Annotated in this window: 18 protein-coding genes and 1 pseudogene; 12 read left to right on the plus strand and 7 right to left on the minus strand. The window is 67.8% G+C overall.

Going from position 1 to position 19,018, the window contains the following annotated elements; genetic code table 11:
* Positions 1-1,138: pseudogene (locus NV2_RS31805) on the plus strand (vWA domain-containing protein); the annotation flags it as partial.
* 18 nt (positions 1,139-1,156) lie between these two features.
* On the opposite strand, the gene NV2_RS25530 reads toward NV2_RS31805, so the two are convergent.
* Positions 1,157-2,257, minus strand: a complete 1,101-nt coding sequence (locus NV2_RS25530; RefSeq protein ID WP_084475455.1) for a polyprenyl synthetase family protein — start codon at positions 2,255-2,257, stop codon at positions 1,157-1,159.
* A gap of 350 nt (positions 2,258-2,607) precedes the next feature.
* On the opposite strand from NV2_RS25530, the gene NV2_RS25535 reads away from it, so the two are divergent.
* The 4 genes from NV2_RS25535 to NV2_RS25550 all read left to right on the plus strand — a co-directional run bounded on the left by NV2_RS25535 (position 2,608) and on the right by NV2_RS25550 (position 5,979).
* Positions 2,608-3,801: a L,D-transpeptidase gene (locus tag NV2_RS25535; protein WP_373863615.1), complete on the plus strand. Its 1,194-nt coding sequence runs from the start codon at positions 2,608-2,610 to the stop codon at positions 3,799-3,801.
* Between the two features lie 54 nt (positions 3,802-3,855).
* Positions 3,856-4,296, plus strand: a complete 441-nt coding sequence (locus NV2_RS25540) for an META domain-containing protein (protein WP_245662778.1) — start codon at positions 3,856-3,858, stop codon at positions 4,294-4,296.
* 78 nt (positions 4,297-4,374) lie between these two features.
* Positions 4,375-5,682, plus strand: a complete 1,308-nt coding sequence (locus NV2_RS25545; protein WP_067879653.1) for a S8 family serine peptidase — start codon at positions 4,375-4,377, stop codon at positions 5,680-5,682.
* A 9-nt stretch (positions 5,683-5,691) separates the two neighbouring features.
* Complete coding sequence (locus tag NV2_RS25550) at positions 5,692-5,979, plus strand: hypothetical protein (protein WP_174550634.1); 288 nt, start codon at positions 5,692-5,694, stop codon at positions 5,977-5,979.
* A gap of 245 nt (positions 5,980-6,224) precedes the next feature.
* On the opposite strand, the gene NV2_RS25555 is transcribed toward NV2_RS25550, so the two are convergent.
* Positions 6,225-6,749, minus strand: a complete 525-nt coding sequence (locus tag NV2_RS25555; protein WP_067879656.1) for a hotdog domain-containing protein — start codon at positions 6,747-6,749, stop codon at positions 6,225-6,227.
* Positions 6,750-7,081: 332 nt separating this feature from the next.
* Here NV2_RS25555 and NV2_RS25560 point away from each other — a divergent pair, with 332 nt between their 5' ends.
* Positions 7,082-7,915, plus strand: coding sequence for a patatin-like phospholipase family protein (locus NV2_RS25560; protein ID WP_084475457.1), 834 nt, complete (start codon positions 7,082-7,084; stop codon positions 7,913-7,915).
* Between the two features lie 33 nt (positions 7,916-7,948).
* Here the strand turns inward: NV2_RS25560 and NV2_RS25565 are convergent, their stop codons facing one another.
* Positions 7,949-8,371: a DUF427 domain-containing protein gene (locus tag NV2_RS25565; RefSeq protein WP_067879662.1), complete on the minus strand. Its 423-nt coding sequence runs from the start codon at positions 8,369-8,371 to the stop codon at positions 7,949-7,951.
* Positions 8,372-8,393: 22 nt separating this feature from the next.
* Complete coding sequence (locus NV2_RS25570) at positions 8,394-9,305, minus strand: acyl-CoA thioesterase (protein ID WP_067879664.1); 912 nt, start codon at positions 9,303-9,305, stop codon at positions 8,394-8,396.
* 164 nt (positions 9,306-9,469) lie between these two features.
* Between NV2_RS25570 and NV2_RS25575 the strand changes: the two genes are divergently transcribed.
* Complete coding sequence (locus NV2_RS25575; protein ID WP_067879667.1) at positions 9,470-10,897, plus strand: amidase; 1,428 nt, start codon at positions 9,470-9,472, stop codon at positions 10,895-10,897.
* 55 nt (positions 10,898-10,952) lie between these two features.
* On the opposite strand, the gene NV2_RS25580 is transcribed toward NV2_RS25575, so the two are convergent.
* A complete protein-coding gene (locus NV2_RS25580; protein WP_067879670.1) occupies positions 10,953-12,125 on the minus strand; it encodes an alpha/beta hydrolase family protein in 1,173 nt (390 codons plus the stop codon).
* Between the two features lie 197 nt (positions 12,126-12,322).
* Here NV2_RS25580 and NV2_RS25585 point away from each other — a divergent pair, with 197 nt between their 5' ends.
* The 4 genes from NV2_RS25585 to NV2_RS25600 all read left to right on the plus strand — a co-directional run bounded on the left by NV2_RS25585 (position 12,323) and on the right by NV2_RS25600 (position 16,340).
* Positions 12,323-13,138 (plus strand): SDR family NAD(P)-dependent oxidoreductase, encoded by an 816-nt coding sequence (locus NV2_RS25585; RefSeq protein ID WP_067879673.1) that lies wholly within the window; start codon positions 12,323-12,325, stop codon positions 13,136-13,138.
* Positions 13,139-13,159: 21 nt separating this feature from the next.
* On the plus strand, positions 13,160-14,071 hold the full coding sequence (locus NV2_RS25590) for an NAD-dependent epimerase/dehydratase family protein (RefSeq protein WP_067879676.1): 912 nt from the start codon (positions 13,160-13,162) through the stop codon (positions 14,069-14,071).
* 85 nt (positions 14,072-14,156) lie between these two features.
* Positions 14,157-15,521 (plus strand): MFS transporter, encoded by a 1,365-nt coding sequence (locus NV2_RS25595; RefSeq protein WP_067879679.1) that lies wholly within the window; start codon positions 14,157-14,159, stop codon positions 15,519-15,521.
* Between the two features lie 114 nt (positions 15,522-15,635).
* Positions 15,636-16,340, plus strand: coding sequence for a DUF8020 domain-containing protein (locus NV2_RS25600; protein ID WP_067879682.1), 705 nt, complete (start codon positions 15,636-15,638; stop codon positions 16,338-16,340).
* Between the two features lie 127 nt (positions 16,341-16,467).
* Here the strand turns inward: NV2_RS25600 and NV2_RS25605 are convergent, their stop codons facing one another.
* A complete protein-coding gene (locus NV2_RS25605) occupies positions 16,468-16,767 on the minus strand; it encodes a hypothetical protein (RefSeq protein WP_067879829.1) in 300 nt (99 codons plus the stop codon).
* A 208-nt stretch (positions 16,768-16,975) separates the two neighbouring features.
* On the opposite strand from NV2_RS25605, the gene NV2_RS25610 reads away from it, so the two are divergent.
* Positions 16,976-18,169: an MFS transporter gene (locus NV2_RS25610; protein ID WP_067879685.1), complete on the plus strand. Its 1,194-nt coding sequence runs from the start codon at positions 16,976-16,978 to the stop codon at positions 18,167-18,169.
* A gap of 7 nt (positions 18,170-18,176) precedes the next feature.
* On the opposite strand, the gene NV2_RS25615 is transcribed toward NV2_RS25610, so the two are convergent.
* Positions 18,177-19,013, minus strand: coding sequence for a helix-turn-helix domain-containing protein (locus NV2_RS25615; RefSeq protein ID WP_067879688.1), 837 nt, complete (start codon positions 19,011-19,013; stop codon positions 18,177-18,179).
* Positions 19,014-19,018: the final 5 nt, after the last annotated feature.

Consider the following 19,018-nt stretch of genomic DNA (forward strand, 5'->3'; position numbering starts at 1 on the left):
GGGCAAACACGAGAAGAAGTACTACGCCGTCGATGTGCCCCAGGGGGCAACCGCCTACGTCAGTGCCACGCTCTCGTTTCCGCTGATCCGTGACCGCGACTCCATCACCAACGACACGAGCAGCATGGACATCCGCGTCTACGGCGCAGGCGGCCAGGACTGCAACGCATTCGATTTCGAATCGACGGTGTATTCCAGCCACGGTGTCTCCCTGACGGTTGCCGAGACATGGGACGGTGCGACGAAACAAAAGGGCGGCGACAGCCCCTCGGCCGACGCATGCCGTGGCGGTGGCCGCTACTACTTCGCGCCGGAATGGAGGGGAGTCGTCGAGCAGATGCCCGACCGGGTCCCGATGGAGCTGGCAGTGGCGATCGAGCCGGGTGTGAGCGATCCCGGCCCCGCCGCCACGACGTCGACAACCCCCTTCACCGCGCCCGGCGGTGAGCCGGTCTCCGTGGTCGGTGCGGGATCGTTCAATGCGGCCACGACCCTGAACGGTTCGGGCAGTTATGCCGACGTGGTGCAGCGCGGCGAGGTGGTCTACTACCGAGCCAGGCTCGACTGGGGACAGGGCCTGGCCTACCGAGTGACCTTCGACGAGACCGAGCGACACGGTGTCGACGGATTGTCCGTCGTTACCACCACGCTGTACTCGCCGATGCGTAAGCGCATCGATGATGCGTTCACCTCGTACAACGGTGACCAGAACATCCTGCCGGGCAACGATCCCGCGCTGGCAACCGTGCCCGTCCGCTACCGCAATCGTGACGCCGGACCGGGCGACGCAGATCAGAGCATGGCTGGCTGGTACTACATCGGCGTCAAGATCGGGCCGTCACATACCGAAGGCGTGGGAAGCGCCGTCCCGATTCGCATCGACCTGCACGTCGCCGGCGACCCCGAACCCGGACCCGCCTACGAATCGCCGACCGCGGACGGCGTATTCGGGGAGAATGCCACCCCTTCGGATGGCGGAGCGTCAACGGCTGAGAGCACCATCACGATGGCAGATCTCGAGGACAGCGATGACGGCGGATCCCTGATGATGGTGCTGCTCCCCGCCGGCGTGATCGTGCTGATCGCGGTGCTGGGCGCCACGATAGTGCTGGTCAGGCGCAGAGCCGCCCGCAAGTAGTGCGCAGTGGCGGCCTCATCATCGGTTTCGTTGCACCACAACATGAGACAGGGTGATGAGGTCGTCACAGCCGAGGCCCGGGGGGAGACCGGCGAGAGCAGCCTCCACTGCCTGATCCGCGCGGCGCTGGGTCCGTTCCCGGCCCCCCGCCTCGGCAACCAATGCTGCGGCGCGCTCGGCATCGGCATCCGACATCGGCCGAGGGTCGCGATACATCCGGGCCAGTTCGTCACCGGCCGCCGTTCCGGAGGTCAATGCACACACGATCGGAAACGACCGCTTCCGTGCCCGGAGGTCACTGTGACCGGGTTTGCCGGTCACACTCGGATCACCCCAGATGTCGATCGCGTCGTCCACCAACTGGAACGCCAGGCCGAGGTTGCGGCCGAAGGTGTTGAATCCGGCCACGGTGCGCGAGTCCGCACCGGCGCACAGTGCGCCGAGCGCGCACGAGCAACCGAGCAGGATCGCGGTCTTCCCCGCGGCCATGGACAGGTAGTCCTCGACGCTCACATCCGGGCGGGTTTCGAAGTCGATGTCCTGGAACTGTCCGTGGCACAGGATGGCGGTGGTGCGTGCCAGCCGGATGACCGCCGCGCCTCCCGCCTCCTCCGGGACACCACCATCGGACAGGACGGCGAACGCCAGGGCCTGCAGGGCATCCCCGAGCAGAGTGGCATTGGTCGTCCCCCACACCCGCCACACGGTGGGGCGGCCGTGCCGCATCGGATCCGCATCCATGACGTCGTCGTGGATCAGCGAGAAATTGTGCAGTAGTTCCACGGCGGCCGCGGCATGCACGGCGTCGGCGGCCGATGCTCCGCAGGCGGAGGCCGTGGCCAGAGCCAGCGCCGGACGCAGGCCCTTGCCGTGCACGCCGTGGCACAGCGTCCCGTCGACATCGCACCAGCCGAAGTGGTAGCCCGCCATGCGGTCGAGCGGATGGCCCAGCGTGGCCACCGCGGCGCGCAGCACCGGTGAGATCGCGGTCCGTGCATCGGCGAGCAGCGCACCCGCCGATCGCTCGCCCGGCACGGCATCCGTGGCGGCCCGGATGCGGCGACCCGGTTCGCGGGTGGCGGCATGCGGGCGCGGGGTGGGTTTCGATGAAGATCGCATGGTCGTACCCGCTCCCTCGGACACGGCCACCGCTCGGCGTCGCGGTCGCCGTAGTGAAAAACTGTCGTCACATCGGAACCCGCAGGATATCTCGCCGCGGTCGATTACGTATCGGCAATATTCACCGGTGTCGCCTGTGGACGTACCCACCGGTGTTCCGGAGGCTGCCGGGCCGGAGGTCGCGCGCGCCAGGAAATGCCACTAATCCGGCAAAACGACTGGTAGACGGATGTTGAGCGCGCATTCGGGGCGGTCGAGAAGTACTCTGCTGCTGCGGCACGACACCGAGATCGAGGAAGTCCGATGGGCAGGTCACGCCGCGCCGGGTGTCGAGCAGAGGTGGTGAGGGCGTGCGCGAGCGGCGAGCACATCTGGTGGTATGCGCGGTGCTGGCGACGATCGTCGTTCTCACCGGCGGCTGTGGTGATTCCGGCGACGGAGCCTCGGCCGTGCAGTCGAACGCGCCCGTGGTCACGGCACCGGCCACCATCGATGTCCCGGCCGCCGACCACGGCCCTTGGAACCCCGCGGCCCCGATCGTGGTCGGCTCCGCCGACGGACTGCTCCAGGCCGTCACCGTCGCCGACGGTGACGGCACAGCTGTCACCGGCACATTCGCTGCCGACCGGCACCAGTGGACGTCGACTGGCCCGCTCGCCTACGGCACGACCTATCGAGTGGACGTGAAGGTGGTCGACCTCGCGCAGGTGGTGACGGACCGGACCGAGACCGTCACCACGATCGATGCCGAGCACAAGGCTTATGCGAATGTGGTTCCCGCGCCGGGGCTCGTCGCCGAGTCCGGCATCGGGGTCGGGCAGCCGATGGTTTTCCAGTTCACCGCCCCGGTGTCGAACAAGGCGGAGGTGCAGAAACATCTGAAGGCCACCGTCACCCCGGCCCAGCCCGGCGCCTGGTACTGGGTCGACGACAAGGATGTGCACTTCCGTGCGGCGCAGTACTGGCAGCCCGGCACCAAGATCCACATCGAGGCGGATGTATTCGGGGTGGACCTCGGCGGCGGCGTGTACGGAGCGGAGAACAACAGCGCCGACTACACCGTGCACGACGCCTGGGTCGCGCAGGCCGACGGCAGCACCGACCAATTGACGATCTTCCACAACGGCGCGCAGGTGAACCGGATGCCGATGAGTCTCGGCTCTCCGGGGTTTCCCTCCCACGAAGGGCCGCACGTGATTTCGGAGAAGATGCCGACCATGATCATGGACTCCTGTAGCTATGGCGTGTGCGCCGGGCAGGCCGGGTACTACCGGGAACAGGTGGATCTGGACGAGCGCATCTCCAACGACGGTGAATTCGTGCATTCGGCACCCTGGTCGGTCGGGCAGCAGGGTGCGAGCAACGTCTCGCACGGCTGCGTCAACCTCTCACCCGACAATGCCCAGTGGTTCTTCGACCATTTCGGCGTCGGTGACGTCGTGGAGATCACCAATTCCGGAGGGCAGCCACTGCCGGTCTGGGACACCTACGGAGATTGGGAAGTGCCGTGGGACGTCTGGCAGGCGGGCAACGCGAACGGTTGAGCAGCGCCGGCGGGCACATTCGTGGAGCCGAGGCCCGACCGATAGCATCGGGGCATGATGGCGAACTCTCTCCGCGTACTCCCGCTGCTCGCGGTGCTCGTCGGGGGTGTCGCCTGCTCCGGCGGCACCGACGCCGAACCCGCCGACACCGGGCCGGACTCTCCGGCCGGCCACAGCTACGAGTCGACAGCCGTCCGAGGCCCGGAAATCCCCGGGGCCGGCCCGCTGCATCTGACATTCGGCACCGACGGCCGGCTCAGCGCGAACGCCGGCTGCAACACCATGATGGGGCAGGCCGACCTCGCCGACCACACACTCCGCACCGGCGTGCTGGCAACGACCCGGATGGCGTGTGTCGGTGAGCGCCAGGGAGCCGACGACTGGGCCACATCGTTGCTGCAGAGCACGCCGACCTGGAGCCTCGACGGTGAGACGCTGACTCTGACCACCTCCGACCGCACGGTCACGTTGCGCGAAACCGAACCGGACCGGTAGCGCGCTGCGGGCACTAGCCCGCGCGCGGTTCGCGCGATAGTCGCGACAGGTGCGGGCGCCGGCGGGCAGGATGACGCTATGCGCGCACTGATACAACTTCGTCCCGCCACCGATGTGATTGCCGCAGTTGCGGATCCGGGCATCCCGGTCACCGCCGGTGATATCGCGGGGGAGCTCCCCGAATTCGTGCTCGACCACACCTTCGCCCCGTGTGCAGTTCCCGGAGTATCGGGCGCAGAGCAGGTGGTGGCGGGGGATTCGGTGGTGGTGCGTGGGGAGATCCCCGACCGGGATCTCGCTGCCGTTGCCACCCGCCTGTCGGAACATCCCGATGTAGCAGGCGTTTTCGCAGATCCGCGGATCCAGACCTGCCCGACCTGCGGCGGTGATTCCGCCGTCGGAGACTCCGGCGAGGTACGCACCCTGCTCCGTACGGGCGATCTGGCTGCCGCCGGTATGGACGGCGGATCGGTCGCGCTGGCCGTCGTCGACACCGGGATCAACGCCGCGCAGGTGCGCAAAGTGCTCGGCGGCGAGGTGACCATCGATACCGTCCGCAGCTGGAATCCGCCGGGCGTGCAGGGGAGGGCGGGGGAGTTCCCGGTCGACCACGGATCGATGTGCGCATTCGACGCGTTACTGTCCGCCCCACGCGCGAGCCTGCTCGACATCCCGGTGCTGCGTAGTAGGACCCACGGGGAAACCACGATGGACGGCCTGCTGTCCGACGCGCTGGCCGCCTACGCCCATCTGCGTACCGTGCTGATCGACCAACCCGAAGCGTCACGCGCGCTGGTGGTCAGCAACAGCTGGGGTGCATTCTCCCCGGAGTGGGATTTTCCGGTGGGGCAGCCCGGGAACTACTCTGACAATCCCTCGCATCCGTTCAATGTGATCGTCGGCTCGCTCGAGGCAACCGGTGCGGACATTCTGTTCGCCGCGGGCAATTGCGGGCGCGACTGCCCCGATTCGCGCTGTGCCTACCGGGAAAAGCCGATCACCGGGGCGAACTCGCATCCGCAGGTGCTGAGCATCGGGGGAGCCGATATCCACGGCCGGCGGGTCGGCTACTCCTCCCAGGGGCCGGGCCGGCTCGCCGATCGCAAACCCGATATCTGCGGCTACACCCATTTCCTCGGGTCGAAGGCGTTCGGCCCTCAGGAGCCCGATACCGGCACCTCGGCGGCCTGCCCGGTCACGGCCGGGCTGGTCGCCGCCATCCGAACGGTGTATTCCGCGAGCGTCCTGCCACCCGCCCGGCTGCGGTCGGTGCTGCAGACCACCGCGACTGCCCGACCCGATGGCTACGACTACGACTACGGATACGGCGTCGTGGATGCTGCCGCAGTACTGAAAGCACTGAAGGACAACGGGGTGCGCGCGTAGCGTGACGGCATGCCGTTGCTCACTGTCCGGCTCCCGGCCGATACCACCCTGGCGGCAGCCCTGCGGGCGCTGGACCTCGCCGATGACGAGGTGGACCAGGCCTACGGGCTCGTCGCCGTCGATCCGGCCCAGCAGCTCTACGCCCTACGGGTGACGGAGACGGCCGCGACCCGCGTCGCGGCCGCTACTTCCGGCGCGGCCGAGGTTTTCGCGGATCCGCGCATCGAGTCCGCGGGTACCGATTCCGGGGGCGTCGGCGGTGATACCGCACCGCCCGCGGAGTCGTCCGGACGGTGAGAGGTGTGCCACGTTCGCCGGGTTCGGTTTGCCACTCTCCCCTGACGGGAGGGTAGGGTCGCCGGGTCTCGAGCGGTCGACCTGCCGCCGGTGTCGGCGGTGCCGTCGCGCCGGATCCGCGACCGGAATTCGTGGAACTGCTGGCAGCACGCGGGCAGTAGCCACGCACCCGCTCATCGGTCGATGAATTCGAGAGCATCGCTGAGTGCCGTCGTCGGGAGCTGTCCGCCTGTCGGCTGTCCCGGTCACGGGCGCATCGCGATGAACAACGCGCGACCTTGCGCGCAGATCCGGTCTCCGTGGCGCAGCGTGCCGCGCAGTGTGCGTTTACGACCGGATTCGTCGGTGAGCTCGGCTTCCAGGACGACCGGTTCGTCGATCGGGGTGATGCTGCGGTAGTCGAGCTGCAGCGACACGGTGCGCGACGGCGTCCGGCCGTCCGCATCGGCGAGGCGGCCGAAGACCTCGTCGAACGCCAATGCCACCGCACCACCGTGGGCGGCAGCGTATCCGGCGTGAAACGGTCCGAAGACGGTTTCGCAGACCAGCCGCCCGACGCCGGATTCGATCACGCGTACCGGAGCCGCGAGCGTCTGGCCCCGGCCCGGTGTGTCGATGATCCGGCCGTAGATCCGCTCGGTCGCTTCGGCCCGGTGCGGCGCCAACAGGGTGCGGGCGCGGTCCAGCAGTTCGGTGACCGGTCCGACCACCTCCGCGGGTGGATTGGTGGCGGCCACCTCGTCCTGCAGGACGCGCAGCTCCTCGATCATCTCCAGCCAGCCCGGTGCCGACCGTGCTCGCGCCCGTCCGCCGAGGTCCTGCCAGAATGCGCTGAAAGCAGGCCCGGGCGGGGAATCGATGGTGTCGATGACAGCCTCCCTGAATGCCCATAGATAGAGAGCGTTTACTTACATCATCGCAGTACTGCGGGAACGGGACACCGCTTCTCGGTAAATATCCGCCGCGGCGACACCCGGCGCGGGTCGACGCGCCTGCATCCGAGCGGCGCGCATGCCTTCGCCGCCGTCTCACCGGGAGCCGTCCGCGAAAGGCGGTGCGCGGGCGCCCCTTCCGAGCCGGCCGGGGCAAGTAGAATGCGCTCATGTCACCTTCGGTCCCACAGCGAGCAGTTCATCGTGCCCTGGTTCTCGGCGGAGGGGGTTCGGTGGGGCTCGTCTGGACGGTCGGCCTGATCACGGCACTCCGTGCGGAAGGTATCGATCCGGGAGCAGCCGACCGGATCATCGGCACCTCGGCCGGTGCCATCGTCGGCACGATCATCGCCGACGGCGGTGACCTCGACCGGATCCTGCAACCGCCTTCGCAGGAGGTGTCGCCGCCTGCTGTCGACCCCGCCGCCGTCACAGAGGTGTTCGGCATCTTGTCCACGCCCGGGATCGACGCGTCGGAAGCGCTGCGCCGGGCCGGGAAACGCGCACTCGAGCTGCCGCTCGGCGACCCGGAGGATCACGTCGCCCGGATAACGGGGCTGACCGGGGTCACCGCATGGCCCGGGGGCGACCTCGTCATCACCGTCGCCGATGTCACCGCGGGGCGGCGCCGCGCACTGACCGCGGCCGACGGGGTCCCGGTGACCCGAGCGGTCGCCGCCAGTACCTGCGCCCCGGGTGTATTCGCACCTGTTCCGATCGACGGCCGGCACTACATGGACGGCGGCCTGCATTCGCCGGTGAACGCCGATCTGGCGGCCGGCGCCGAGGTGATCGTCGTCGTCGAACCGCTGGCCCACCTGTTCCGGCGCGCACCCGAAGATGCCGACCTGGGTAGCGGCACAGTGTTTTCCGTAATCGCGGACGCCGACGCCATCGGCCCCGACCCGTTCGACACGGCTGCGTTGACACCCGCTTACGAGGCCGGTGTCCGTCAGGGACACGAGGTGGCGCCGCAACTACGTGAGATCTGGACGGCCGGTTGACGGTTCGCCGCGACCGCTGGTGCGACAGCGAGGTCAGGTGCTCGGCCCACGGCCGGCCGCGGCGCGTTGTTCACGACCGCTGACTGCCGGATTCGCCACACCGACGGTCACGCGGACCCGATCCTGGTAGAACCCGATGTGGTCACGGATCAGCGCCACTTCGGGATACGGGTCGTGGTATTCCCAGGCAACCGGGTCGCCCCCGGCGCTCGGGCGCCAGTACCGGGCTTGCCCCTTGAACGGGCAACGCGAGGTGTAGTCGTCGGGAGTCAGGAGATCGAAACGCACGTCGGCGGCCGGGAGGTAGAACACGAGCCCGTGATCCTGTTCGGCCACCAGCAGACCCGCCGTCGTTTCGGCGAGTAGTCGGTCGTCGTGGTCGACCGTGATCAGGTTGCGGACTCGCCGCACGTCGATTCGGTAGTCGGGCCATTCGGTGAAGCCTGACGGTTGCATGCGGTTCCTCCGATGTTCGGCGTCAGAGCACGGTGTCGGTGCGGGCGCGGGCCGCCGCATCGCCGGGGCGGAACCCTCGCACCATCGCATGCACACTGTAGGACGCCAGCAGCCGGCCGTCGGCGCTGTGTATCCGTCCTTCGCTCTGGGCGTGGCCGCGCCCGGTGTAGACGACGCGCGTGCCGTACAGCAGCCATTGCGTCACATCGGCGTCGTCGTGGAAGGTCATGGTGATCATGGTGATTCCGGTGGAAATCGTCGAGTGTGCCATGGACTCCCCGAACCCGGGATGGGGACGTAGGGCCGCGGCCACCGTCCAGTGGCCCGCCGACTGGGTGAGCAGTGCCTGCTGCAGCGCAGCCGCGCCGGGCGCATCGCGGAATCGTGTCCAGACGAACAGCTCCGGTGGGCCGACGGTGTCGGGGTCCGGGGTGTAGGCGTTGCCGACCACACGCATATCGCGGCCCTCGACCTCGGTGCCCGGAATATCGAGCGACGACAGCGCTTCCGGCGGATCGACATCCGGCAGCGGCGCGGCCGAGCGAATCAGGTCCGGCGCTCCCGCGTCCAACAGGACGATGCCGGTGCAGCACTGCGCTTCGCGTTGGGACACCTGCACCCGAGCCGTGCCGAACGTCCGCCCGGCGCGCACCACGTCGACATCCACCGCCAGCGGTTCGTCGTGGGCGGCGGCACGCGAGAAGACCATGGACGCCGACACCACACGGTGCGCCGGCGCTTCCTTGGCCGCCGCGACGATCGCGGCACCCAGCAGTTGGCCGGCCTCGACCACGTTCCGGATCGTCGATCCGTGCGCCGGTGCCACGTAATGCCCGTCGCCGGAGGGGGATACGTCCATCAAGCGGATGAGTTCGGCCTCGGACCAGGGCGGGCCCGTCCGATCGGCGCCGGTAGGCAGTTGGTGGTCGTTCATCGAACCCCTTCGGATGTAATTAGCACTCTCCGAATACGAGAGTCACATTACCAAAGGTGGATGCGGGCGTTGTCCCGGTAACCGGAATTCGGGACCGGGAGCACCACACTCGTTGATATGACGATCTGACGACCGCCGGCAACGGCACGATCGATAGGACGTCTATGCGGGATCTGTTCGACAACAATGACATGACCGGCCTGGCCGCGGCGATCGAGACCGGCGAGGTGAGCGCGGCCGAAGTCGTCGAGTTCAGTTTGCAGCGCATGCAGGAACGCAATCCGGCCATCAATGCGGTCATCGCCGATCGTGCCGAAGAAGCACGCACCGAGGTCGCCGCGGGGGTGCCGGCCGGACCGCTGCACGGTGTTCCGTTCGTGATCAAGGATCTGCACATGAATGTGGCGGGGATGGCGAGCACCAACGGGTCTCGCCTGTTCGCCGACGTCGTGGCCGGTGCGGACTCCGAGTTGGTGCAGCGGTATCGCCGCGCCGGTCTGGTGATCGTCGGCAAGACGAATTCGCCGGAGTTCGGGTTGAACGCGAGTACGGAGCCGACACTGTTCGGACCGACTCGCAATCCGCGGCGCCTCACGCATTCCGTCGGCGGCTCCTCGGGCGGTTCTGCCGCGGCGGTCGCGGCCGGAATCGTTCCCGGCGGTCAGGCCAGCGACGGCGGTGGTTCCATCCGGATACCGTCGTCCGCGTGTGGCCTGGTCGGACTCAAGCCCAGTCGCGGACGTGTGCCCGCCCATCCCGAAAAGAATCTGCTCGCCGCCCCGATGAGCGTCAACCACGCCGTCACCCGGAGCGTGCGGGACACCGCGTTGCTGCTCGACATCGGCGCCGGTGCCGTTCCCGGCGATCCGTATGTCATCGCGCCGCCGGCGAAGCGTTACGTCGACGTGGTGGGAACCGATCCCGGACGACTGCGGATCGGCATCGCGACAGTGTTGCCGTCCGGGGTACCCGTGCACCCCGATTGTGCCGCCGCAACCCGCGAGGTGGCCGGGACGCTCGCCGGCCTCGGCCACGAGATGGTCGACCGAGCACCGGACTTCCCCTTCGAACAGATCATCAGCGGCCTGCAATACCTGATGGCGGTGCCGGTGGCGGTGGAGATCAATGCGCGCCTGACCGCGCTCGGGCGGCCCCTGCGCGACGACGACCTCGAACCGATGACCCGGGTGATCTACGAACGCGCGAACCAGAACAGCGCGGGGGAGTACGTCGAGGCGCTACGCGACCTCGAACGGGCGGCCACCACGCTGGGCGGCTACTTCACCGACCACGACCTGCTGCTGACCCCTACGCTGGGCACGGTCGTCCCGCCACTGGGATTGCTCGACACCAACGACCCGGCATCGATCTGGGAGCACGGGATGACGTTCAGCGGCATGACGAGTCCGTTCAATGTGACCGGGCAACCGGCCATCTCACTGCCGTTGGGCACCGACAGCTCCGGTATGCCGATCGGTATCCAACTCGTGGCCGCCTTCGGCCGCGAGGACCTGCTGCTGCAGGTCGCGGCGCAACTGGAACAGGCGCGGCCGTGGACCACGACCCCGATCGAGCCTGCGGTGACGGACTGACGGACTGACGGAGCTCCGGCGCCGGGAGCGAGGCAGGCTTCCGGCGCCGGTAACGCTATGAACTACAGGTGGACGGGGCCGATTCGCCCGCCATGACACGGTCTGCGAAGTCCTGTGCGTCCTGTAGCGACGCCGGGACGGTGCCCCGGTGGTCCTGTCCCTCGTAGACCCGATAGTCGGTCGGTACTCCCTTGTCGCACAGCGCTTCGACCAGCGAGTCGGTCCCCGGCTTCGCGACGGCCGTATCCGCTGTTCCCTGCGCGACGAGGGTGGGGACCTCCGGCGTGACCCGTGCCGGATCCTGCTTGTCCAGATAGGCAGTCAAGCCTGCGAAGTCGGCATTCGGTGCGAACAACCGAGCGGGTGGTACCGGCGGCACCGCCCTGATCTGTGCCAGACATCCGGTACGCCCGGCAGTCAGCAGCGGCGCAGCCTCCGGAGTCAGCAGTTCATCCGGATCGATCGCCGGATCGGCAGCCTGAGCGCCGAGCAGAATCACCGGCAGGAATGCCTCCGCGGCCGCCGCACCGGGCTTGTCGTTGCGCATGTAATCGACGGTGCCGCTCAACCCCACCCCGCCCGGCGCGATCGATACCGCACCTTTCAACTCGAGTTCGGGAGCGCGTTTTCCGGCGTCCTGGGCCGTGAACAGTGTGGCCTGACCACCTTGACTGTGCCCGGCGACGACCCAGCGGTTGCCGATCGAGGAATCCAGATCGCGTGCCGCCCGGACGATGTCGGTGACCGTATTGGCTTCGCTGGTGCCGTTGATGTAGGGGTGCCCACCAGGCGTGCCGAGACCCTCGTAATCGGTCTGCACCACCGCATAGCCCTTGGCCACCCACGAGTCGAGGTCTCGGCTCACCGGGCCGAGATAGTCGTGGTCGGGTCCGTCGGCGGTATCCGCGGAGGGGGCGCAGGTGTCGGCATATCCGGTGGTGCCGTGCGCCCAGCTCAGCACCGGCCACCCTTGCTCAGGGGCGGGAGATTTGGGGATCGCGACGGTGCCCGAGACGACGATCGGTCGCCCCTGCGCATCCTGGGACATGTAAGTGATCAACCGGGTGCTGGCCGCACTGGGCAGCACCGCGGCGTCCATCGCGGGCCTGGAGGTCAGCAGCTTTCCCGGTTCCAGCGTCTCGCTGTCGGTCTCGGTTGCTCCGGAGCAACCGGCGGCCAGCAGCGCCGCCGCCGCCAGACCAGCGCCGATCCGGGTGGTATTGCGCATTCGTCGAGACAGCACAGCCGTCAACTCCGATCACTCGAGTCCGTTGAGATCACCGAAGGATAGAGACGATCCTCGCACCGAGGTTCGATGCTCCCACTCGCCAGGACTGTCGTGATCGGGCCACGACGGCAGCAGATTCTTCCACCAGTTGGAAAGTCGGGTGTTGCGCTCGACACACATGGTCTGTAATTCCGTTCATGACCGATCCCACTCCCTTCACCCCCGGCCCGCTGCTGGCCAGCCGGCGTGCCGTGGTCACCGGCGGGGCCGCCGGAATCGGCGCCGCCGTCGCGCGGGTGTTCGCAACTCACGGCGCCCAGGTGCTGGTAGCGGATATCGAACAGCCGGGCCCCGCCGAGTTCGACACTGCCGCGGGCGGTGCGATCACGACTATCGAATGGGATGTGCGCACCGCGGCCTGCCCTCCGGCAATCGTCGAGCACCGGCCCGACATTCTGGTCAACAACGTCGGGCACTACCTGCAGCCCCCGCACACGTTCGCCACCAACTCGCAGACGCTGTGGGAGGAATTGCACGAGATCAATTTCGGGCACGTCCTACGGCTCACGCAGGCGGTGGTGCCGGGTATGTCAGAACGGCACCGCGGCTCGATCATCAACCTGACTACGGTCGAGGCTCATCGAGCGATTCCGGGCCACTCCGTCTATTCCGGCTACAAGGCCGCGTTGACCGGGTTCACCCGCTCCCTGGCCGCGGAGGTCGGAAGCGACGGGATCCGGGTCAACGCCATCGCGCCGGACCTCATCGAGTCAGTCCAGGTGCCCTATGCCGAGCTGGTTCCGGAGCAGGATGTGCCCCTGTGGCCGACCTGGTCACCGCTGGGCGGCCCCGGCCGACCCGAGGATGTCGCCGGGGTGGCGCTGTTCCTCGCCTCGGACCTGGCCCGCTTCGTCACCGGCGGCACTATCCACGTCGACGGTGGGACCCACGCCGCGGGCGGGTGGGTGCCACGACAGTCGGGTGGCTGGACCAACCGCCCGCGCAACCCCTGATCCACCGAAAGGCAGCTTTTCGTGAAAGTTTTGATCATCGGCGGCACCGGAATGATCGGTGCACACGCTGCGCTCCATCTGCGTGACCACGGCGACGACGTCACCGTCGCCGGCCGCGGCCCGATCGGCGACGATTCCCCTGTCGCCGGCTTCGCGCATCTGGCCGGCGACTACACCGTTCCCACCTTCACCGAGGAACAACTCGCCCCCTTCGACGGCATCGTCTTCGCCGCGGGCCAGGACGTGCGGCACAAGAAGCCCGAGGACGACACCGACCAGTTCTGGGAGAACACGCAGATCACGGGGGTGCCCCGGTTCGCCGAACTGGCCAAGCGCGCCGGTGTGCGGCGCTTCGTCCAGGTCGGCAGCTATTACCACCAGCTGCGCCCGGACCTGGCCCGGAACAATCCCTACATCGCGGCACGCAAGGCCGCGGACGACGGTGCCCGCGCACTCGCCGACGAGTCGTTCACGGTCTGCACACTCAACCCGCCGTCGATCATCGGCGCGGTCCCGGGGGCCTCGGCGCGACGGTATCGGCGCATGGTGTCGTGGGCAGCCGGCAACGAGCCCGACATCCCCGATTTCGCTCCGGCGGGCGGCACCAACTACATGTCCGCCGAGTCGCTGGCACAGGCTGTGCGGGGCGCGCTCGTGCACGGCGAACCCGGTGCGGCATACCTCGTGGGCGATCAGAACATGTCCTACCGGCAGTTCTTCCAGATGCTCGTCGATGCCGCCGGTGGTGGCCGAACCATCGACGAGCGCGACGAGTCGCATCCGTTGCAGCCGGACCCCTCCATCATTCAGGGGCGCGGCAACACCCTGGCCTATGAACCCGACGCCGACCAGGTACGCCGTCTGGGCTACGCCCGCAACGACTGTGCCCGAGCGGTGAAAGCGCTCGTCGACGTCGTCACGGCCTCGAACTGACCCATTGGTGACCGTGTGACGGGTGTGCTGCCGTTGTCGGCAGCCACCGTCCGGGTCGAATTCGATCACTGACGCTGGAGCTCCCATGGACGTACCGAAGCAGCAGCCCGCAGCCCCGACGCTGCCGGACAGTGCGGTGCGCGCGAGCGCGACCGATACCACGCAGTTGCGCAAAGTCGCGCTGTCGAGCTTGCTCGGCACCGTGCTCGAGTACTACGACTTCCTGCTCTACGGCACCATGGCCGCTCTCGTCTTCGGAGATATCTTCTTCCCGTCGTCGAATCACGCAGCCTCCACTGTCGCGGCGTTCGGCACCTTGGCCGCCGGTTATGTCGCCCGTCCGGTCGGGGGCCTGGTGTTCGGCCACTTCGGCGATCGCCTCGGACGCAAGTCGATGCTCATCATCACCATGGTGATGATGGGCGGTGCGAGCTTCCTCATCGGTGTGCTGCCCGACTACCGGTCGATCGGCGTACTGGCACCTGTTCTGCTGGTGGCGTTGCGGGTGATTCAGGGCGTTGCGATCGGCGGCGAATGGGGTGGCGCCGCGCTCATGGTGATCGAGCACGCCGACGACGACCGGCGTGGACGATGGGTGGGGATCATGCAGCTCGGATCCCCGCTCGGGTCTCTGCTGTCCACCGTCGTGGTCATGGCAGTCACAGTGCTGCCGGACGACAGTCTGTATTCCTGGGGCTGGCGGATCCCCTTCCTACTGGCCGGTGTGCTGGTGGCAGTCGGCCTCTACGTCCGTCTGGGCGTGGTCGAAAGCCCGGTATTCCGGGAAGCGGTAGCGAAGGCCGACGCCGAAAACGCCACGGCGGCACCGAAAACACCGTTGGCGCAGTTGCTACGCCGTCCCGGACCACTGCTCGTGGCCTGTGCGGCTGGTATCGGACCGTTTGCACTCACTGCGCTGGCCACTTCGCACATCATCGCCTACGCCACGGATAACGGTTACGACTCGTCCCAGGTGATGCCGGCCGTCGCCGCGGTCGCAGCGCTGTCGCTGATCACGATCCCGTTGTTCTCCGCACTCTCGGATCGGCTGGGTCGCCGGTCGGTGATCCTTGCCGGTGCGGTCGGGGCTGTCGTGTTCGCATTTCCGATGTATGCGCTGGTGAACACCGGATCGCAGCTGTGGTTGCTGGTCAGCCTGCTGATCGCCCAAGTAGTGCAGAACATGATGTACGCGCCGCTGGCGCCGCTGCTGGCGGAGATGTTCGGCACCGAGAACCGCTATACCGGTGTGTCTCTCGGATACCAGACGGCCAGCCTGATCGGTGCCGGATTCGGGCCGCTGATCGCGAGCAGCCTGCTCGCGTCGACCGGCGGTTCCAGCGTCTCTCTCAGTCTGATCATCGTGGTAGCCGCCCTGGTCACGGCAATCGCGGTCCGATCTACAGCCGAAACACGAGGACGTGACCTGAACACCGAATTCATCGGCTGACTCGCTCGGCTCACCCGATTACGCGGCCACCACGCCAGGTGCCGTGTCGCTGGGTGCTGCCCACGCACTGCCCGGAGTCCCACCGGACAGCCAGGATAAGAAAGAAGAAACGACATGCGTAAGACGCTGCCCACAGCCGCCACATTGCTGGCGACGCTGGCAATCACCACCGGGATGACCACAGGCACTGCCGGCGCCGCCGATCCGGCCGCCGGTCCGGTCGGATTCACTGCGGACCAGCGAGGAAATTCGACGGTCGTCAGCATCGATTCCGGTGCTCTCGTGGTCGACGACGGGAAATTCGAAGTCACCGCAGCGGACGGGACGGTACTGGCCGGCACCCCGCTCAGCTTCCGGGTCGACGATTTCGAATTTCCGATCGCCGCGCAGATCGACGGCAGGACCGCGACGCTGACCCCGATGTTCGATACCGAACATGCCCGGTATTCGCCGGTGGCCCTGCCGTACGAGGACCAGGCCCCGTGGAAGACCCCCTACGACCGTGAGCAGGCGGCGTGGTCTCGCATGGTCACCACCATCACCATGGGTGCCTCCGTCGGTTCGGTGGTCGGCGGACTCGGCGGCGCAGCGGTGGGTTGTGTGCTCGGCGGTATCGCCGGCGCCACGGTTGCCGCGGCGACGATCGTCGGCATGTTCGGCCCCTTCATTCCGGCGGCCGCGGTCGGATGCCTCGGCGGTGTGATGGCCGTGGGCGCCCTGGGAACCGTCGCGGGGCAACTGTTCGTGACCGCACCCGTCGCGATTGCGGCCATCGCTCAGTACTTCACGACGATCAACAGCCCGATGCCGGGCAAGTGATCGCCGAAGTTCCGCAGGAGCGACGCGACACCGGAGTCGATGAATAGTCGAACATGGTGTTGCACAACCTTATTCGCACTCGATCAGCACCCCCGGCCACAACCCCGGGGGTGCTGACGTTCCCGGGTCAATGTTCGTCGTAGTGTCCGTCGTGCGCCGCGTGCCGATGTCCGTCGTGGATGTAGTCGACGTGATCGCCGTGCGGGATGGCGACATGCCCGCACCCCTCACCGTGGACGTGCTCGTGACCGCTGTGTTCGGCGTGTTCCCCGGCCTCGCACTCGTCGACATGCCCCTCGTGGGCGCGGTGGATGTGTCCGTCGTGGATGTAGTCGACATGGTCGCCGTGCGGGACGGCGACATGCCCGCACCCCTCACCGTGAACGTGCTCGTGACCGGGATGAGTGGTATGCGTGCTGCTGGTCATCGGTGCGACTCCTTTCACTGCCTACCATCTACTTATTCGTATCCTCGCATGTCCCGCAGGGTTAGCGAAAGGGTTGCCGGACGACTCTCGGGCCGGCCGCTGCGCTCCGCTCCGGACCGGCAGCGCAGCGGGGGTAGGCATGGCGTCCGAGTCGGATGCGGTGGCGTTTCGATCGCGTCGCCGGCCGGTTCGGACTGTTGCAGCAGGCATGACAACCAGTACTGCGACACCCGAGGCGGTCGCGCCGCACCCGGACCGCCGGGCCCGGTCGGCCTTGTTCATCATGTTCCTGGGCAGCTTCTCGCTCGTCACGGCCGAATTTCTGCCGCCGGGTGTATTGACCGAGCTCGCAACCGATTTGCGTGTCCCGGAAGGAGTGGTCGGGCTGTCGGTGAGCGCGACAGCGGTCACCGCGCTCGTCGCGGCCCTCGGGCTGAGCTCAGTATTTCCCCGGCTGGACCGGCGCACCCTGCTGATCGTGCTCACCCTCGGCGCGGCCGTATCCAACCTCGTGGTGGCGCTCGCACCCAACATTGTCCTACTGCTGGCGGCGCGACTCCTGCTCGGTGTCGCCGTCGGTGGCTACTGGTCGATGGCGCTGGTGATCGCTTCCCGACTGGTTCCGGCCGATCGGCTCGGCCGGGCGATGATGATCGTGAACGCCGGTACCACGGTGGCGACGGTCGCCGGTGTGCCGCTGGGAGTGGTGCTGAGTACGGCCGCCGGATGGCGAGTCACATTCGTCGTGGTGGCAGCACTGACCACCGTCGCGGCGGTGGCCGTCCGGCTGGCCCTGCCGCCGATTCCGCCCACACCCGGAATCGGCTGGGCCGCAATGGGAAGCGCGCTGCGCACCCCCGGACTGATCGCCGGTCTGGCCGGTGTGGTTGCCGTGATCGGCGGGCATATGGCGGGGTTCACCTACGTGCGTCCGGCCCTGACCGAACTGCTCGGTGCCGGACCGGCGGTGGTCGCGGTGCTGCTGGCATTGTTCGGCGTCGGGGGAGTGCTCGGCAATTTCGTGCTCGGGGCGCTCGCGGATCGACGGCTGGAACTGCTGCTCACCGTGGTGCCCGGCGCGATCGGGGTGTCGCTGCTCGCTGTCGTCGTCTCCGAGGTGGTGGCGCCCGCGGCCTATTTCGCCGTAATCGTCTGGGGAGCGGCATTCGGCGGCATCCTGAATCTGGTCCAGGTCTGGGTCTCGCGGATGGTGCCCGATCGGGTGGAGGCCGGTAGTGGCCTGGTGGTAGCCGGGTTCCAGCTGGCGATCATCGCGGGCTCCGCGATCGGCGGCCGGGGAGTGGACAGCCTCGGCACGGCCGCGACCTACGGACTCGCCGCCGTCGTGGCGGTAGCCGGTGGGGCTGCGCTCAGAATGTCACTGCGCCGCGCACCGCGATAACGGACTACTACACCGCGGGCATGCGGGCCGCACGTCGCCACTGTGAGGGCGTGAGGCCGGTATGCCTGCGGAACGCCCGCCCGAAGGCGGTCTCCGAGGTGTAGCCGAGTTGCCGCGCGAGCTTACCCACCGGGATGTCCTGTTCGCTCAGGTGACGCTGCGCGCGTTCGACACGCAGTGTCGTGACGTAGCGGCCCGGGGTGAGTCCGGTCGCCTCCTGGAATCCGGCGGCGAAGCCGGACCGCGACGCGAGGGCGATACGGGCCAGCGCTTCGACCGTCCAGTCCCGGCCCGGATGGGCGTGGATGGCAGCCACCGCTCGCGCGATCCCCGGCTCGTTCACCCGCAACAGCCACTGTTTCGGCGCGCAGCCGCGATCGTGCCAGGATTCGATTGCCATCGAGGCGATCAGGGTGGCGACCCGGTCGCCCTGTACGCCGCTCGGGTCGGGGCATTCTTCGACCAGATGGCGCAACATCGTCGCGGCGAGCGGTGCGTGCGCGGCGAATCCGGTCAGTAACACTCGTGGTGGCAGCGCCTCCATGGCCGTACCCGTGGCAGCCGGGGCCAGCTCTATACGCAACACCCGAGCCGCGGCCAGGGCGTTGATCGCGACACGGCGAGGCTGCGGCAGGAACAGGAAGTCCTCCTGTGCGAGGTCCTCGGCGTCTCCCGGGCCTTCGACCCGGATCAGTCCCTCGGTGACCAGCAGGGCGCTCGGAGCATCCGAAAGAAACTGCCACTGCCCGGTATCGAGGACGACGGTATCGCGCCCAGCGAATCGCCAGCGCAGATCTGCCAGCACAGTGTCGAGGCCCCTCGTGCCCACGTCGACCGGTGTCATCGTGC

The organism is Nocardia vermiculata NBRC 100427, assembly GCF_001613265.1.
GTDB lineage: Bacteria > Actinomycetota > Actinomycetes > Mycobacteriales > Mycobacteriaceae > Nocardia > Nocardia vermiculata.

Excerpts from the sequence above, each read along its gene's own strand:
- NV2_RS25530 (WP_084475455.1), bottom strand. The coding sequence starts at position 2,257 with ATGCGATCTTCATCGAAACCCACCCCGCGCCCGCATGCCGCCACCCGC.
- NV2_RS25540 (WP_245662778.1), top strand. The coding sequence starts at position 3,856 with ATGATGGCGAACTCTCTCCGCGTACTCCCGCTGCTCGCGGTGCTCGTC.
- NV2_RS25545 (WP_067879653.1), top strand. The coding sequence starts at position 4,375 with ATGCGCGCACTGATACAACTTCGTCCCGCCACCGATGTGATTGCCGCA.
- NV2_RS25550 (WP_174550634.1), top strand. The coding sequence starts at position 5,692 with ATGCCGTTGCTCACTGTCCGGCTCCCGGCCGATACCACCCTGGCGGCA.
- NV2_RS25555 (WP_067879656.1), bottom strand. The coding sequence starts at position 6,749 with ATGATCGAGGAGCTGCGCGTCCTGCAGGACGAGGTGGCCGCCACCAAT.
- NV2_RS25560 (WP_084475457.1), top strand. The coding sequence starts at position 7,082 with ATGTCACCTTCGGTCCCACAGCGAGCAGTTCATCGTGCCCTGGTTCTC.
- NV2_RS25565 (WP_067879662.1), bottom strand. The coding sequence starts at position 8,371 with ATGCAACCGTCAGGCTTCACCGAATGGCCCGACTACCGAATCGACGTG.
- NV2_RS25570 (WP_067879664.1), bottom strand. The coding sequence starts at position 9,305 with ATGAACGACCACCAACTGCCTACCGGCGCCGATCGGACGGGCCCGCCC.
- NV2_RS25575 (WP_067879667.1), top strand. The coding sequence starts at position 9,470 with ATGCGGGATCTGTTCGACAACAATGACATGACCGGCCTGGCCGCGGCG.
- NV2_RS25580 (WP_067879670.1), bottom strand. The coding sequence starts at position 12,125 with ATGCGCAATACCACCCGGATCGGCGCTGGTCTGGCGGCGGCGGCGCTG.
- NV2_RS25585 (WP_067879673.1), top strand. The coding sequence starts at position 12,323 with ATGACCGATCCCACTCCCTTCACCCCCGGCCCGCTGCTGGCCAGCCGG.
- NV2_RS25595 (WP_067879679.1), top strand. The coding sequence starts at position 14,157 with ATGGACGTACCGAAGCAGCAGCCCGCAGCCCCGACGCTGCCGGACAGT.
- NV2_RS25600 (WP_067879682.1), top strand. The coding sequence starts at position 15,636 with ATGCGTAAGACGCTGCCCACAGCCGCCACATTGCTGGCGACGCTGGCA.
- NV2_RS25605 (WP_067879829.1), bottom strand. The coding sequence starts at position 16,767 with ATGACCAGCAGCACGCATACCACTCATCCCGGTCACGAGCACGTTCAC.
- NV2_RS25610 (WP_067879685.1), top strand. The coding sequence starts at position 16,976 with ATGACAACCAGTACTGCGACACCCGAGGCGGTCGCGCCGCACCCGGAC.
- NV2_RS25615 (WP_067879688.1), bottom strand. The coding sequence starts at position 19,013 with ATGACACCGGTCGACGTGGGCACGAGGGGCCTCGACACTGTGCTGGCA.